Origin of the sequence: Nostoc sp. LEGE 06077, from assembly GCF_015207705.1 — a bacterium.
Taxonomy (GTDB): Bacteria; Cyanobacteriota; Cyanobacteriia; order Cyanobacteriales; family Nostocaceae; genus Nostoc_B.
Genome location: NZ_JADEWI010000031.1, coordinates 1 through 16901, shown reverse-complemented (window position 1 = coordinate 16901; position 16901 = coordinate 1). Strand labels below are relative to the sequence as shown.

At 41.7% G+C, this 16901-nt stretch carries 11 protein-coding genes; 3 read left to right on the top strand and 8 right to left on the bottom strand.

Translation table 11 applies throughout. The annotated features are described in order from the left end of the window. Positions 1-36 precede the first annotated feature (36 nt). The 3 genes from IQ244_RS18945 to IQ244_RS18935 are packed head-to-tail and all read right to left on the bottom strand — an operon-like array spanning position 37 to position 6805. On the bottom strand, positions 37-2214 hold the full coding sequence (locus tag IQ244_RS18945; RefSeq protein ID WP_193896887.1) for an OmpA family protein: 2178 nt from the start codon (positions 2212-2214) through the stop codon (positions 37-39). Between the two features lie 9 nt (positions 2215-2223). Further along, positions 2224-5883, bottom strand: a complete 3660-nt coding sequence (locus IQ244_RS18940; RefSeq protein ID WP_193896885.1) for a hypothetical protein — start codon at positions 5881-5883, stop codon at positions 2224-2226. A 1-nt stretch (position 5884) separates the two neighbouring features. Further along, positions 5885-6805: a DUF11 domain-containing protein gene (locus IQ244_RS18935; RefSeq protein ID WP_193896883.1), complete on the bottom strand. Its 921-nt coding sequence runs from the start codon at positions 6803-6805 to the stop codon at positions 5885-5887. A 1423-nt stretch (positions 6806-8228) separates the two neighbouring features. Here IQ244_RS18935 and IQ244_RS18930 point away from each other — a divergent pair. Then, positions 8229-8777, top strand: coding sequence for a pentapeptide repeat-containing protein (locus IQ244_RS18930; RefSeq protein ID WP_193896881.1), 549 nt, complete (start codon positions 8229-8231; stop codon positions 8775-8777). A gap of 94 nt (positions 8778-8871) precedes the next feature. On the opposite strand, the gene IQ244_RS18925 is transcribed toward IQ244_RS18930, so the two are convergent. From IQ244_RS18925 to IQ244_RS18915, 3 genes are all read right to left on the bottom strand, one after another. After that, entirely contained in the window at positions 8872-9225 is a 354-nt protein-coding gene (locus IQ244_RS18925) for a hypothetical protein (RefSeq protein ID WP_193896879.1), read from the bottom strand. Positions 9226-9446: 221 nt separating this feature from the next. Next, positions 9447-10364, bottom strand: coding sequence for a DUF1338 domain-containing protein (locus IQ244_RS18920; protein ID WP_193896877.1), 918 nt, complete (start codon positions 10362-10364; stop codon positions 9447-9449). An 83-nt stretch (positions 10365-10447) separates the two neighbouring features. Continuing rightward, positions 10448-11776, bottom strand: a complete 1329-nt coding sequence (locus IQ244_RS18915) for an acetyl ornithine aminotransferase family protein (RefSeq protein WP_193896875.1) — start codon at positions 11774-11776, stop codon at positions 10448-10450. 429 nt (positions 11777-12205) lie between these two features. On the opposite strand from IQ244_RS18915, the gene IQ244_RS18910 reads away from it, so the two are divergent. Then, complete coding sequence (locus tag IQ244_RS18910) at positions 12206-13468, top strand: hypothetical protein (RefSeq protein ID WP_193896873.1); 1263 nt, start codon at positions 12206-12208, stop codon at positions 13466-13468. Positions 13469-13876: 408 nt separating this feature from the next. Here the strand turns inward: IQ244_RS18910 and IQ244_RS18905 are convergent, their stop codons facing one another. Next, positions 13877-14284, bottom strand: a complete 408-nt coding sequence (locus IQ244_RS18905) for a universal stress protein (RefSeq protein WP_193896871.1) — start codon at positions 14282-14284, stop codon at positions 13877-13879. 88 nt (positions 14285-14372) lie between these two features. On the opposite strand from IQ244_RS18905, the gene IQ244_RS18900 reads away from it, so the two are divergent. Next, a complete protein-coding gene (locus IQ244_RS18900; RefSeq protein WP_193896869.1) occupies positions 14373-15575 on the top strand; it encodes a phosphoglycerate kinase in 1203 nt (400 codons plus the stop codon). A gap of 212 nt (positions 15576-15787) precedes the next feature. On the opposite strand, the gene IQ244_RS18895 is transcribed toward IQ244_RS18900, so the two are convergent. Next, the gene (locus IQ244_RS18895) at positions 15788-16684 is read right to left on the bottom strand and encodes a hypothetical protein (protein ID WP_193896867.1); all 897 of its coding nucleotides are present in this window, start codon (positions 16682-16684) and stop codon (positions 15788-15790) included. Positions 16685-16901: the final 217 nt, after the last annotated feature.

Below are 16901 nucleotides of genomic sequence, written 5' to 3'. Positions count from 1 at the left end.
TAAGTCCTAACTTTTAACTCTGTCACCTGTAACCTATTACCTGTCCCCTCCTATGGCTTCTATTTGTAAGTCTTTCTCTTGTTCTTCAAGGATGATTTCTAGTCCTCTGGTATCTTTGAAAATTATTTCTACTCGTCTATCTCTGGCTGTATCGATGACGGTGTTACCGGAAGTTCTTCGCTGTTTTTCGCCAAAGGTGCGAATGGTCATTCTTTCGGCGGTAATGCCTTGTTTGAGTAGGTAATTTCTCGCAGATATGGCGCGGCGTTTGCCTAGGTCTAGGTTATAGGCATCACTGGCGCGGATATCTGTATGCCCTTCAATTTCAATGACGATGAAGGGATATTGTTGTAAGACTTGGGCAACTTGATTTAGCACTTTAGTGCTTTCTTGGCTGATGAAGTCTTTATCTAAGGCAAAGTGAATGATGCGCGGAACTTTCAGCCGGATGGGTTCTGGTTTTGGTTCGGGTTGTGGGGTTGGTTGGAGTGGTTGGGGTGCGCTGACACATTTGGGTGGTGGGGAATTTTTTACAGGAGAAGGTGAATCATTCTTTGCTGTGGGGTCTGTGATGACTGCGTTGTAGGCTGGCTCGGAAGTACCGTATTTGGGATGGGTGGCGATCGCGCTTATCTTATCCCCTCTTCGCAAACCTGCTAAACTATCGCTAAAGTTACCTTTTTCATCCACAGTTAATGTTGTGAGTGGTTCACTTAAAGGGCCGTATTTATCTTCTCCCTGGACGCGATATATTTGCACCTGGGTATCAGGGTCAGCTTGACCGCTAATTAAGGCTTGACCATTAACTAGCAATAACTGAGAACTGGCGAATTCTGGTGCATTTATCGCGCCATTTGCTGTTTCGAGTCTGCGGTTGGGACTGTTGCGTTTGGGGTTGGGGCCGTCTCCTCGTTGAAAGTCGCTGATATTTAGTTGTTGTTGGGTGTTGAGGTCAATACTTAAACCTTCTAACTCACCAAACTTGTTATTTTGGATTATGTTGGCGATCGCACTCCCAAAACTACCATGAGTACCAAATGCTGTCACCGCTACTCCCGGCCCTGTTTGGTGGCGAATTTCGTTATCGGTAACTTGATTTTCGTTCCCCATTAAGTAAACTGCGGCGCGGCGCAAACGTCTACCGTTAAAGGTGATACGGTTGTCGTGAATTTTGACGTTACCTGTGGGTTTGAATAAATAAATACCAGCCCCATCGTTACCACAAATCAAATTTCCTTGCAGTTGGGAATTAGTAATTACGCCTTCTAATCTCACAGCGTCAGGCATTCCAGCTATACCATTACCAACGATGATGTTTTCTGTCATTAAGGTATTTTCGGCACGTACTGAGGTAATAATTGCACTGCCTTCATGGTAAGAAATACGGTTACGGCGAATTGTTGTCCCGGTGCTGTTGAAAACGTAGACACCAAAAGCCGATGTTTTCTCTGGCATTTTCTCATCTGGGGTAATGCCTAACCAATTATTTTCAATTACCACGCCTTTGGGGGGAATGTCCTTGTCTCCAAAGGGAAAATTACTGTTGGGTGGTTGTTGTTGTTTGGTATTAGGAGGCGGTAAGCGATGAGAAATAAGAATATCGGCTGGCGGTGTGGTTAAGGTTGCGCCTTGATTTAGGGAACGGAAACCGTAGATACTTAAGCCGCGAATCTGCACATTATCAGTAACTACGGTAAAACCACGCAATATCTCTTGGTTAGCGGCGGGAGTGATAGCAACTATTGGTTGAGGAATGGCAATTTCCGCCGTTGCAGAACGGGAAGCATCGTAACCGGGTTGGCTAGTACCGTCTATGATTAATTTTGGTGTGGCTAGGGGTGGTAATTCTTGCTGTAGTTGGATAGTGGTTTGATTTGACGGTAAGTTAAATTCAATTCGCGCGTTGTCATTACTGGGTTGTATCTGCGCTTTTTCTTGGTTACTCAGTTTTTCTACGGAGAGATTACCATTTACTACTTCAATGGCTTCGCGTAAGGTGAGTTTGTCGTCTGGTTGTATTTGTCCGTCTTGGTTACTGTTGACTATGACTCGTAAGGATGTGGGGGATGGTTGAGCAACTGCAATTTGTGGCAGGGTTATTATTACAAGTAAAGATAAAACGAACCGCAAAGGACGCAAAGTACGCGAAGAAAGAAGAGTGAGAGATGGTTGTTGTGTAAGTGTTAGGGAATAAGATGTAGTTTTTTGGATCATCGTTTTTTCTCACTTCCCTAAAGCTACGGGTTGAACTACTGACTCTTGCTGTTGTGGTGGTACTACTTTTTGCCTACCGAAACCACCGAAAAGTTCATTGAGTTTAAAACTAATGTTTAAATAGGGGCCGCCTGCGGAGCGATAACCGCTAAAATCGCGATCGCTCGCTTCACCAAAGGCGTAACCTAATCCAATTCGTAAATCAGATGTTAAATGATACCCACCTTCTACAGCTAAACCAAATTCGTTAAAACCTTGGTCTGGTTGACCTAACCAACGTCCTTCGACGGCTACATCTGTGCGGTAGTTTAATTGGTAAGTTGCTCGTAACTGCGCTAAATGAACGCTGCTATGGTTGGTAAAATCCTCGGACAGGGAGCTAGAACTGCTGCGGAAGGCATATTTACCATACAATTCCCATTGCCAGTTGGGTGCATAAATCGCCTCGGCTGAGAAAATATGATCTATGGAACCGTTACCACTCCCGGCTAATAAGGTATCGGGTGTAGTTGCGGGGTTTTGGCGATATTCATACCCTAATAAAGCATTGAATTTATCGTCGTTGGGGTCACGGTAAGCTAAACCGAAGCGCAGATTTGCGGTGTCTCCTAATCCTTGCAATAGTTGATTTGCGCCGCCTGCTTGTTGATAGCGTACCGCCGCTGTGATGGCGGGGGAAAGTTTACCTGATGCGGCTGCGGAAATTACTGTATGATTGCCTTCGCTGCCACTACGATGTTCTAATCTGGCGTTGGCTTGGAAGTTGGGGTTATCGGTATAATCTAAGCCAATGCTGTAAACATCGCCAGCAAACAAACCTAATGAGGAAGCACTTTGTCCGACTGCATAGGGTTGAGCAAATCTGATGCCTGTGGCGGAATCTCCAAAAATATCTTTGAAGATGTGTTCGTAACCGAGGCTTAATTTCAATCCTGGTGCGAGGCGGATACCGTGATTTAGCGCTATGGAACCTTGGTCAGTCATCCCATCAGCGCCGCCTAAAATCGAGTAACGACCTCTGACGGTGGTGTCGGGCGAAAATTTGTGTTCGACAATTGTATCTAGGCTGGTGATGCTGTTGCCTTGTAATAAGCCACCTTCATAAAATTGGTGTGCTAGTCGCATACTTACGCCAGGATACAATGCCCAATCTAAGCCGAAAGTTGTGCGGTTGGGATAGAGTGGGTCGCTTTTACTTAAGTTGAGTTCGTTTTGCGCGCGAAATGTGAGTGATTCAGATAAGGGAACGTCCAGACGAGAGACTAACTGGCTGGCGTTTCCATTGAATTTGTTAGTAATGTGGTCTTCACGGGAACGGTTGACGTATTCCAGACTTAAATCAGATTGACCAATTTTTTGTTGAATACCTGCGCGGATGGTGGTGAGGGAATTATTAATTTTGCTTCCTGGTGCGGCTTGGGGTTGGGGATTGAATAAGTCAACTAACTGGGTGCGTTCGGCTGGGGCGATACCAAAATTGTCTTCGCGATCGTACCCTAGATTAAAGCTGGTGGTTTGTCCCAGTTTCCCAGTTAAGGCTGCACCGTAGCGAGTTTGTCCGGGGGTGAAACTCCAAGTGGCGTTATTGGCAAAGTTTTCGGTGACAGAACGATAGTAAGCTTGTCCTTGAAAGTTTTTACCGAGATTCGCACTGGCTTCTAAACGGTACGCGGAACCACTGACGTTACCAAAGGCGAGGGTATTATGGCGAGAGTGGGCGTATTCCCCGATAATTTGCCCAGAATTTCCCAAAGGTGCAAAGAAATCGATTCCGTATAGTTCAAAATCTTGCTGTCCTTGGTCTTCTCTGAGGTAACTTGCACCGATAAATGGATGTCCGTTTTTAGTATTGAGGTTGTCGGAATTTCTCAGGTTATATTGCAGTCGTCCAGCGTAAAGCTTGCTGTCTTCCCCTGCGTCGTTTTGATAAGTAACGACGATGCGCCGTACTAAGTTTTTCCCAAAGGGGTTTAATTCTGTGGCGAGAATTGGACGACGGAATAATAATGTACCGCGATCGTAATCTATTTCATAGTCGGAACCACGAGATAAGGATTTACGTTCCAAGACTGTACCGGGACGATTGATTTCTTCGGCTTCAATAAAGACGTTTTCACTACCAGGAACTACCAAGCGACGTGAAAGAAAGTAGTAACCGCTTGTCCCATTAGGGGTAATTGCATCTCGTTGGAAACCTTGAATATTGTTGGCATACAAGGCTGTTAGTTGCAGGTTGCCGAAGTTGTAATTACCTTTGAAGCCGTGTAGATGTCTTGTGGTAGCTGTATATAACTGGGATGATCTAGCAAATTCTTCGGTGTTGTAGTCACCCCACATAAAATAGTCTGATTCTGCGCCTGGGATGTCTGGTGTGCGTTCAATGCGAGCATAGACACTATCTGTAGAAGGTGCAGTGTTAGTAAAGCTAGAACTATCACCATAGACGGGATAGTCTTTTTCACAAGATTGGATACCACCAAACAGGCGATTATCTCCGTTGCAATCTTGATTGAGGGGACGTTTGCTATTAAATGCGCCTGTAAATAACCAATCTCCAACTTTACTCGTGGCGAAGACTGCTGCATCTATATCTACACTTGTGCGACCGATTTTATCAGGGTTGAGATAGTCGCGGAAGCTACCTCGGTAATCTGTACCGCCTGCGCCAATCCTCACGTTGATGCTACCTGTGGCTAAGGAAGGACGCAAGTTGGTAATAAATTCTACATTTGTATAAGCTTCAAGTTCTGCATCTTGATTAATCGCCGCGCGAATTTTCACGTTTTGAGCGATTAAACCCGCTTGGAGTGTGGCTGTAAACTCACCTTTCCGCGCAAGTACCTGAAACCCTGGTGCATCTTTATCTTGGTCTGCACCGACAAATTGACCTGCACTAGCTGTTAAGGTGACAGGAATATCTTCGGTGATGATTTCGCCTTTTTCGTCAGTAATTTTACCTTCTAAGGTGATGAGAGAACGTCCATCTGCGGGGATTCGGGGTTCTTGGGTAGGTGCGATCGCAATTTTTTTCTGCACTTCCTCTACAGTGACTTTTATACTGGTTGATTTACCATCAGCGCCTTGAGCAGTTATGGTATTTTCACCTTTGTTTAACGGCAAGTTATACCAAATTAAGGTGTTTAGCTGCTGTGCTTCGTCTTTGTGTAAATAGTTAGAGATAGCCGCATCAATAGGTTTACCATTCAATGTCACCGTTACTTGGTTAGTAGGATGATATTGAACTCCCAAGTTAGTGGTTTTGGCAGTCGTTACGCCTGCAACTGGTGTGATAATACGGATTTCTGAGGAAATAGGGGTTTCTGCTTTTTCTTCCGTCTGCTTGTTTTCGGCTTTCTCTCCAGAAGTGAAAGAGTCTATCTGATCTGAGGAAATCTTCGTCTGATTTTCTTCTGTCGTTTCTATAGAAGTGAACAACTCCACCTGATCTGAAGTGACTAATTTATCAGGTTGGCTTGGTCTTGGTGGTGAGAAAATAGCTTCAAGATCATCTTCTACAGGTGCAATTAACTCTGGTACATTGGGAGATTCAACTTTTTGTTGTGTTTGTGGCGGTGTTTGTGCAGTCGCCGCCGCAATTGGGAGGATAGGAAATGCACTACAAAGGCTGAGTAAAGTTAAGTCACGTTTTTTAACAGTAATCTGCGTCATCTTAATTACGTCCCTCTCCTGACGCTGGAGTAACTCCAAAATTCATCCTTCCCATGCTTCTGGGTGCGAGTCGGACGAGGCGCGATTGGCTATTTCTCTCAATGTTGTAGAGGTTAGGAGCAAGGCTATATCCGGGTAGGCTGGTTAAATCTAAAGTTCCAGTCCGATTCCCAGCAATCACATTGGCTAGAGAGAATATCCCATTAGCATCGGTAAGAATGCGGTTCCCGTCATCCATGTAAATTACGGCGTTGGGTATTCCTGGTTCTCCTGGTTGTTGTTCGCCATCAAAGTTTTTATCAACGAAGACTCGTCCAATCAAAGTTGCACAATCGGAGATAATACCGGGACGAATTTTAAGTAAATGGCTGGCTGTGTTACTGCGGATATTACCTGCGGCGGCGACTGCTAAGTTTTTCCCTGTTCCGCGAACAGCATCGGGTGTGACGGTGACTGCATAGACAACATTCATCGTTCCCTGTGCAGGGATAGTACCAGCGTAGTTGATGGTTACTGTGCGGTTATCTCGGCTACTCGATACAGTTATAGGTGTAGTGGTGTTATTGCTGGTTAAAGATACTTGCAGCGATCGCGTCTCGAAATTCAATCCAAGGGGAAGAGTATCTGTAAGGGTGATATTACTAGCTGGAGAAGTACCAGTGTTGCGGATAGCAAGCCGATAAACAACTGTATCTCCTGGTTCCACGGCGATGCGATCGGCAGTTTTGATAATTTCTAAAGCAGTTGCACCTCTAGTAAAGAACACAGTATTAGAAGTAACAGGCTGAATATTGTCGCCTCCCAACACTGCTGTATTAGTAGTTTCATCAGCGATTACCGCTGAAATGCCAACAGAAAAAATTCCAGGAAGCAACAGAAGCAAGAGGATATAACTTTGCTTCCAGTCTTTTATGAACTTCATAGCTATGTTAATAAATATGTTTATTCTTCAAAAGAACAAATTATGAGTAGTCAAAATGATGATGTTTATTATTGAAAATAATTAATCATGATTATTTAAAATACCCTTTGCTCAAAACCAAATATACAAGTCGAATATTATGCTTTTCCTTCAACTATTATTTATATCCAGATGTTTTTTTAATCAACACATGAAATTCATATTTATTGTTTTAATTAAATTTTGCTTGAGTTTCATTAATTCCAATATTTATTCGGAAATTCCCAGCAGTTTTATGTTCCATCCAGCTTTTAACTAAGCTAAACCATATCTAAATTACATAACTACCTTTAAATTTCGTCCATATTCATTATTCATTTGTATTTGCAAAGGACAAATACTTCTGCTCCTTTCGACTTCCCTCAAGGCAAGTAGAACACTACAAGTAACTAATGACCTTCTCAAGCAGATAGACACACCATTATTGATGTAGTTCCAATCTCTACAAAATATTTATTTGATAGTTCTGAATGAGAGTAATTTGAAAATGACAATCACTCTGATGGTATTTTCTGTTGTATATCTACTTATTCTGAGGTAGAAAACAATGGTTAATACTATTATCAGTGTTTAGGTAAATGCGCTAAGAATTCAGGTAGATGCAGCGGCTTAATTAAAACAAATATAACCATAGCAAGATTAAATGGCAATTTATTCACAGAAAGATCATTGTTGTTATTTTTCAAACACCAAGAATGGTAAATATCTATGTGAATATCATGATTCTTTGCTACAAGTATCTTATCGAAAACTTAAAATTTTCCTAGTATTTACTAATTTACTCAATCAAATTTTTAGGTTTATTTTCCCTGCAAGTGATCATACTGAGCCAGAAGATTATAAATTAATAATCTCTGCGAGTTTTCCCCTAATGTCATGATGTAAAAGCTGGCTGATTAATCGCTTTTACTCACATCAATCTCTCTTCGAGTAGTTAGTTAACTTATAAAAGATTATGTACCACCTCGAAAACCCATCATTTTTATCTAGAAATCAAATATGATTTAATTTGGAGAAAAAAACTCAGTACACCTCTGTTACTTCTTTTCCTCTTCTCTATCCCTACCTACACAAATAATAGAGGCATTTAAATGTTAGAGAATGAAAAAGTCAATAAATTATCAAAATAGTGTATTTGGAAAAGAAAAAAGTCCGTCAGGAGAAACAAGACGAGTTTTTTTAGCTAACGAGGACTCCAGAAAAATGCTATAAGTATATTTCCATGAAGTAACAGTTACAAATCGAGTAAAGCATAGGACAATAAAAGAACGAGCTTTTCTGAAAATTCCCAATTGCTATAGCAACTCAAAAAATAGTCTTTAGTGTGGTTTGGGTAGTGTTAATGCACAGACTTGCGTACCTATAGACGTGTTGAGGTGAAAATATGGATGCTAACAAACTCCTGAATTTATATGCAGCAGGAGAGCGAGATTTTGTGGGTGCAAATCTGCATCAAGTTAATCTTGGTGGTGCTGACTTGAGGGGAGCAAACTTTGTTGAAGCTGACTTAAGTGGAACCGATTTAAGTCACGCTAACTTAAGTGGATGTAACTTTAGTCGAGCAAATCTGACTGATGCAGATATCAGTGGTAGCAATCTGAGTGGTGCAAACTTAAGTGAAGTCAACTTAATAGGTGCAGACTTGATTAGGTCTAACCTTGAAGGAACTAATCTCAGCCGTGCAGATTTGCGGGGTGCTAATTTGTTACTAGCAAACCTGCTAGGTGCAAACCTCAGTGAAGCGGAAATGAGTGGTGCAGATTTCAGTGGTGCTAATCTTCGGAAAGCAAATTTGATTGCTAGTAACATTAATGAAGCAGAAATTAGAGGTGCTGATTTCACCAAAGCAATTGTTACGGAATATGAGATGACTGGCAAAGTACTGCATATAGGTTTATCTCATAAATGGGTAACTTGGGCTGGCTGTTACTAGTGAGTACAGAATGCAATAGGGACACAACAAGCGATCGTGTCCCTAAAAATTTTTGTCTACAACAGCTAAAATTAAAGCGATCGCCTATGCAAGTTTAATAAACCAAAGGTTTAGCACCACTCATCTGACGCAACGAATTGATGCAGGCTGCACAGTCACAACCAAACAAAGTAATTGCCATATCGCTTTCTTGGTCACTAAACTCCAGCATCGGCACATTATCATTAGAGAACTCTACCTCAGCCTGTTCTCTAGGAATTTGTGCTAACACAGAAACTCTTGCACACACTAAGCCAACCTTATGCTTGTTGCGGATACAAGATAAACGGTCTTCTGTAGCTTTTACCTCTGGTTCTGCTGCTTGTGCTTGATTAAACATCGCTGTCATCGACAAAATCGAACTAATCAATACAGGGGTCGAAAGTAAGCTTAGTATAATTTTGTTCATCTGTTTCTTGCAAAAAATCCTAACTACTCAAAATACTTCGATTAAATCTTACGTTTACCATGAATGTCCATCAGGAGCTTATGTTTCCTAAATAATCAGGTTACAGGAGACAGGGGACAGGTTAAAGAATTAGGACTTATGGGAACTTGAGGTTTTAGAGAAGAGTTGAGGTACTCAAAGTCCTTACACCCCGTCTTCAGAGAAAATCTTTGTGGGGTTGTTTAGGCTATTTTTCTGGTCATTTCAAATAATTGTTGAGCATTTTTACCTAAAAAAGCATCAAATAGTTGTGGCTTTCCCGGTTCAGTTTCTATGAGGTAACGCTGGGCAAGTTCATAATAAGCGTAAGTCCAAGGAATCTGGATTTCTGCATGACTACTGTCATCTACCACACTCACCATTTCTGTCACTGCTTGGGTTGCGGTTTGGCGCAAACCACAAGTCACATCCCCTTCGATTTCGGCTTTCATTGGTACGCCCAAGTTAGCCAAAGCTTCAGCAGTGGTATCTATATCTGGATATGCAGTAGTATTTTGGCGGTTAATATAACCTGTAAAGTGGTTGACAGCGTAACCATGCAACAATACCCAAGCGCCATATTGGGTGATTTTATTCACTTCCTCCACAACGGAACGTCGAGGAATTTGCCAAGGTCGAGTGAAAGTTTGCTTTAATTGTTGGGTAGTGCTGGCAAGATTATTTCCATCTGGTAAAACAAGTGTCAAGGCAGAGATACTTTCGTTGGGAATTGCGGATACTGTTTGATAAATGAGTTGGGCAATATTTTCTGGTAATTCATCAACAATTAATTCACTAATAAACAGTTTAGGTAAATCGAATTCTGCTTGTTGGGGATGGCGATAGTGACGCGCATAAAGATGGGTTGCGGCAAATGTATATTCACCCGCTGGTTCGTAACCCAAGGCTTCGGCTATTTGTGCTAAGTGGTTGATACCTAAGTTAATTTCGCCTTGGGGACTATCGACTACTAAACGCAAAGACCGAAAAGCAATATGATCATTGGCGACGGTTCCCCCCGCAGAGATGATCATATTTTGATAGATTTGAGCATAGTTGACTCTGGCTTTGTATTCTTGCCAAAGTCCTTCCCAGAGGTAAGATGCGAGTTCGGGGTTCATATATAGAAGAAGGAAACAGGGAATAGGGAATAGGTGACAGGGGACAGAGTGAGTGAAGCAGGGGAAGAAGTAGAATTTTTAACTCAGCACTCAGCACTCAGCACTGAAGACTCAACACTTTTGAGAATATCTGAGAGAATATCGAGGGCGGTTTGGATTTGGTGGCTGTCAATAATTAAGGGTGGACAAAAACGAATGGCGGCTTTACCACAACCAAGTAATAATAAACCACGTAAAAAGGCTTCTTGGATGATGCGATCGCGTAGTTTACTATCATAATTACCGACTGCATCAATTAAATCTACCGCTACCATTAAACCTTTGCCTCTGGGTAAAGACATTTGGGGAAATTTTTGGTGCAACTGGGTTAAGCCAGCTTGTAATAATTCCCCCATTTGGGTGGCGTTGGTAATTAAGCCACTTTCTAAAAGTCGTAGAGTTGCCAAACCCGCCGCACAAGCCACAGGATTTCCGCCAAAGGTGGTGGCGTGGGAACCAGGCGGCCATGTCATTAATTCTGGGCGGGCGAGAATTGCACCGAGAGGTAAACCACTGGCGATACCTTTAGCTGTGGTGATAATATCAGGCATCACTCCCCAATGTTCAACGGCAAATAGGCGACCTGTACGCCCCATTCCTGATTGCACTTCATCTACTACCATTAATATGCCGTAGCGATCGCAGATATCTCGAATTCTTTGCAAAAATCCATCTTCCGGGACAATATAACCGCCTTCCCCTTGAATTGGCTCGACAAAAATCGCTGCAACTTCCTGGGGCGGTAGCATGGTATTAAATAGTTGTGTTTCTAAATAATCTAAACTTGCATGAGTACCGTAAGGAATGTGCGTTACACCAGGAACTAACGCCCCAAAGTTAGCCCGTTGCACTGTTTTAGAACCCGTCAAAGACATTGCGCCGTAAGTGCGTCCGTGGAATGCACCCAAAAAAGCCACGATGAGCGATCGCTTGGTGTAATATCGAGCTAGTTTAATTGCTCCTTCGTTAGACTCCGCCCCAGAGTTAGTAAAAAATACCTTTGCACCTTCGGGGAACGGGGCGCGAAACGCTAACTTCTCCGCCAATTCCACCATCGATTCATAATAAAAATCCGTCCCTGACATATGCAGCAAACAAGCCGACTGTTCTTGAATAGCTTTGACAACTTCCGGGTGGGCGTGTCCGGTAGCAGTAACAGCGATACCAGCAGTCATATCTAAAAATACATTGCCATCCACGTCTTCCACCATACAACCTTGCCCGCGAGCCACTACTAAAGGATAGTCACGGGTATAAGATGGGGAAGTTACAGCGCGATCGCGTTCTACAATTGCTTTAGCGCGAGTTCCTGGTAAAGTTGTTACCAACCGCGGCACACTAGGTAAGGGTTGATTAATGGATATACTTAACATTTTTTAGATTTTTTTAGATTATTGATGATTAAACAGTCATGTAAGATTTTTGACAGTATCATTTGCTGCCATTTGTATAAATGTTACGTATTGACAGAAAAACGGTAATATGAGTTATTTTCTTCTGCATAAATCTCGAAAATTCTTCATGAATTCTCCGAACGATTTAGCACAAGAGTTTCATGGCTATGCTCTTACTGAGTATCTATAATTTACTGAATATGGGAAGTACTGATTTTTGCTACGCTAATTACACCAAGATGAACTTGCCAAAGCTAACAGAGTTATGCTGCTTGATCAGGTATGGATGAAATTTGCACCAGTTATAATGCCACTATTGTAATCATGGTTTCTGGATTGTCAAATTAATATCACCCGGATATTAAGCAAGTGTAATTATTATTGATTAATAGAAATTTTTTCCCACCTATGAGTAACTTTTTCCGTCAAAAACTCAGCCTCTCTTTGGGTATCGCCGCCTTATTAACTACTACCCTCGTCCATAGCTATTTATCCTCTCCGGCAAAAAACACAGAACTAGCTCAAGCAGAGAACATTCAGGATAATTTTGCTTTATCTCAACCACAAGTTTCCTTGGCTGCAATGCAAACTTTCAGCATAAATCCGCTGGATAGATATGCAGCATCAGTATCTGTAGGATATCCAGTTATCGATGAGTGGAAGAATTATAAATTTAGTATTAATGGTAATCAGATTTTATCTCCAACTAAATTACCAGCGAGTAAAGTTAATTTCAATCAGCCAGATTTATTAAGTACCCTGGTTAATACCCGTCAATACTTCCAAGATCACACTGCTGACGATCCAGATATCCAACGTAAAGGTTTGTTAGGAACTCAAGGAGTCAGTGTAGAAGACGTTCTGAAAACTTTAGACTTTATGATTGTTGTCTTAAAAGAAGACATTGCGAATAATCGTCCAACCCGTCTGCAAGATCCAAACTTTATTAATAAGAATTTTCGGGTTATTAAATGGAATGCTTACAACAAGCAAAACACTAGTCAAAAACAGCTACGCATCACCAAATACGCGGTTTTTAAACATCCAGGTTCTCGCACTAAAACAGCTAAATTTAATACACCAATTTATAGTTTAAAAGATAATGCAGCTACAGATAAATTCTATACTAAATATACTAAGCAAGATGTTTTATCAGGCATTTATGAACCTGGAGGTAAAGAATTTGGCAAAGTTCAACCCTTAGCTTATCTGACCCGCGATGGGTTAGAAGAAGCACTTTTACAGGGTACTATTTTGATTAACTTCACTGATGGCTCTCAAGCATTTTTCAATGTAGATCGAAATAATGGGATGTCTTATATCCGGGGTTTAAAAGGCACCGCCCAAAAACGTTATTGGTATTTTAAAAAGGTAGATGCCATTAAAGGTTATGGTCACAAAATAGATGCCAAAATTTCGATTAAACCAGGAGTGACCTTTGCTGGAGATGTTTTGAATATTGGGGTAGGTAAAATAGTAGTAATAGAGAATACCCAAGGCGGACGAAAAAATCTCAGAATGGGAGTAATTGCAGATACAGGTGGAGCATTTTTACCAAATCTGTATCAACTCGATTTTTTAGCCGGAATTTTTCAAAATCGGCAAGAATTTAACCAACATATTAGGCAATTACCTGAGTATGCTACAGCATATTTTTTAGTCAAGAAATAACTCCACTTCTGAAGTATAGGCTGATATAGCAGTCCTAAATAAGATACAAACGAATCTTTTTCCTGTTCCCTGTTCCCCGTTCCCTTTCTTGACGAGTAAATTTGTAAATCAAATAGGATTGCTATAGTTTCTTGCTGCTTGTTTGATATTTTGTACCATTCTCAATAACCTAAGATGGGGGAATGCCAACAACGTAAAAATCAGGTATCACTCAAAAACTTTCAACTCTTTAACCTGTAACCTGTCACCTGCTATAAATCGCAGACAAAAATGGGCTGAAACTAGCTTTTAAGTTATTGTGTCAGAAAATAACTTCACTACATCAGCCCTTTATCATCTATTCTTTTTTTGGCGACGTATTGATTTAAACCAGCAATTTGTTTTGCCAGTATGCACCTAGCAAAATAATTAAGGCACTATCAAAACTGGGCAAGGAGAAAGATTAATCACCCGTGTCGTCACGCTTTCAGTTGCACCCTCATCTGTTAAGCCAAGCCCTCGACAGCCCATAATAATTAGATCTGCGCCAATTTCATCAGCAACATCACAAATAGTAAATGCTGGTTTACCTTGACGTTCTAAAACTTCAGACTGAATACCCTCCTGTAAGAATAAGGCTTGAGCATTTTCTAGTAGTTTGGCAACTACCTGTGGTGACACCATCGGATCAGCACTGGTTGCTTCTGCGGAGGGTTCCTCCACCACAGATAGCAATACCAAGCGGCTTCCGTACTTCTGCACGATATTGGCGACTACATCAGCAGCTTCCCGTGCTTCCCGACTTTGATCGATTGGAAATAACACTGTCTTAAACATATCTCACCTCCGCACCCCAGACTCCGGTAAAATCTTGATGGATATACTTTCAAAACGATAACAAAAAGGCAATCAGGAGGGTTTGGCTGTGTCCAAAAAAAGTTTAGCAAGTTTATCGGCGGCTGATATTTCTGGTAAACGTGCCTTAGTGCGGGTTGACTTTAATGTGCCTGTTGATGATCAAGGCAACATTACCGATGATACTCGTATCCGCGCTGCGCTGCCAACCATCCAAGATTTAACAAAGAAGGGTGCTAAGGTAATTCTAGTAAGCCACTTTGGTCGTCCCAAGGGCGTGGATGAGAAACTGCGTTTAACACCAGTTGCCAAGCGCTTGTCTGAGTTGTTGGGTCAAGAGGTTGTTAAAACTGATGACTCTATCGGCGATGAGGTCGCTGCGAAAGTTGGCGCTTTGCAAAACGGGCAAGTGCTGTTACTAGAAAATGTGCGTTTTTACAAAGAAGAAGAGAAAAACGATCCAGAATTTGCAAAAAAACTAGCGGCTAATGCTGACTTTTATGTAAATGATGCTTTCGGTACTGCACACCGCGCCCATGCTTCTACTGAAGGGGTGACTCAATTCCTGAGTCCTTCTGTGGCTGGATATTTGGTGGAAAAGGAATTGCAATACCTCCAAAATGCAATTGAAAATCCCCAACGTCCTTTAGCCGCAATTGTTGGTGGTTCCAAAGTATCTAGCAAAATTGGCGTAATTGAAACTCTCTTAGAGAAGTGCGACAAGCTGATTATTGGTGGTGGGATGATTTTCACCTTCTACAAAGCCCGTGGTTTAAATGTTGGTAAATCTTTGGTAGAAGAAGACAAGCTAGAACTAGCGAAATCTTTGGAAGCAAAAGCTAAGGAAAAAGGCGTTACTTTCTTGTTACCTACAGATGTAGTCGCAGCAGATAAGTTTGCCCCCGATGCAAATGCAACCACTGTCAGCATTGAGAATATCCCTGGCGATAGTATGGGTTTGGATATTGGCCCTGACTCTGTAAAAGTCTTCCAAGAAGCTTTGGCTGACTGTAAGACCGTAATTTGGAATGGGCCGATGGGCGTGTTTGAGTTTGATAAATTTGCTGTCGGTACAGAAGCGATCGCACATACTCTCGCAGACATTAGCAAAACAGGTACAACTACTATTATCGGTGGTGGTGACTCCGTTGCGGCTGTGGAAAAAGTAGGTTTGGCTGATCAAATGAGTCATATCTCTACCGGTGGCGGCGCAAGCTTAGAATTACTCGAAGGCAAAGTTCTGCCCGGTATTGCGGCTTTAGATGAAGCGTAATTAGAAGTATGTAGACGCGTAGCGGCTTGCCGCAGGCTAGGGTGAAGTATGAAGTGTGAAATTTCATACTTTCATCTTCATACTTCATCTTGACAATACGCTAACCCATTATGAATTGCTAAAAGCCTGACTGTAAAAGTTTCATCATTTCAGACTTCAGACTTCAGACTTCAGACTTCAGACTTCAGACTTCAGACTTCAGACTTCAGACTTCAGCCTTTTTTTGCCAGCCACAAAGCCAGATTCCGAACATAGGTTTTAATATCTTCTACAGCCTGTGGCTCATTTTTCATCCCATCTCCAGGCGGTTCATCAACAAAACTAGGACAGCCTTTGGTAATATCCCAGTTGTAATCAACAAAATGATGAAAACTAGAGTTAGCGACAGTACGTCCTAAATTATTACCTTGGGTATCTTGGTAATGGTCAATTGCGACAATTAAATTAAAATTACGACCTGTAACTAAGCTTTTTCCTAAAGCAATTACCTGCGCCTGAGAATGGCTAGGAGGTATACCAATACCTCCTTCGTGGGGATGGGCGGGGAAAAATTCAATTACACCTGAAGGTGAATTGGGGTTTTTTAATAGTTCGTGAATTGGTTCAAGAACAGTGATTTTTTGATAGTCACCATTCGCCCCTGAATGATAATTGGGCCATGAAATATAAGTTGTATACGGGTCATCTCGACACCAACGAGATTGATCAGGGTCGGGATTTTTGCTATTGAAATAATGAATATCGCCAATATCAATTAAATCGCACATAGAACAACCCATATCTTGATGATCGCGTGTGGTTAAAATCCCGCCACCACGTCGGCGAAAAGCGTTAATTCCGACAATATCTTTGGCTGTTAAACCGTCACCAACATCTAAAGCAAATAACCAAAGTTCATCAAAATCAGATTGGTCAAGGCTACCTAAAATGGGATCATTACCTTCTGCATCTGATGTGCGATCGCGTGCTACAACTGTAAAGACAGCATTCCCCTGATCATCTTGAATCGATGCTAAATATTCCTGTAGCATTGAGAATCTAAAAATGCTCCAGTCGTTTTCAGTGGTGGGAATTGTGGTTTGTAAAAGAATTTTGATTGGTTCTGCCATACCCTGTGCAAACTGCGGTAATACTCTACCTAACACACAATATAGGAATCCGACTTGATTATTGAAATTACTTGTGTGGGTGGGGAATAGCCCTCTTCTGTCACTTTCCGAAATAAGCAAGTAGTAAATAAATGAAATTATCCAGAAGAGAAAAAAGGTTTAAATTGGTTCATTGTAAAAATTAGGTGATTAAATCCAAGCAATAAATCGGAATTGG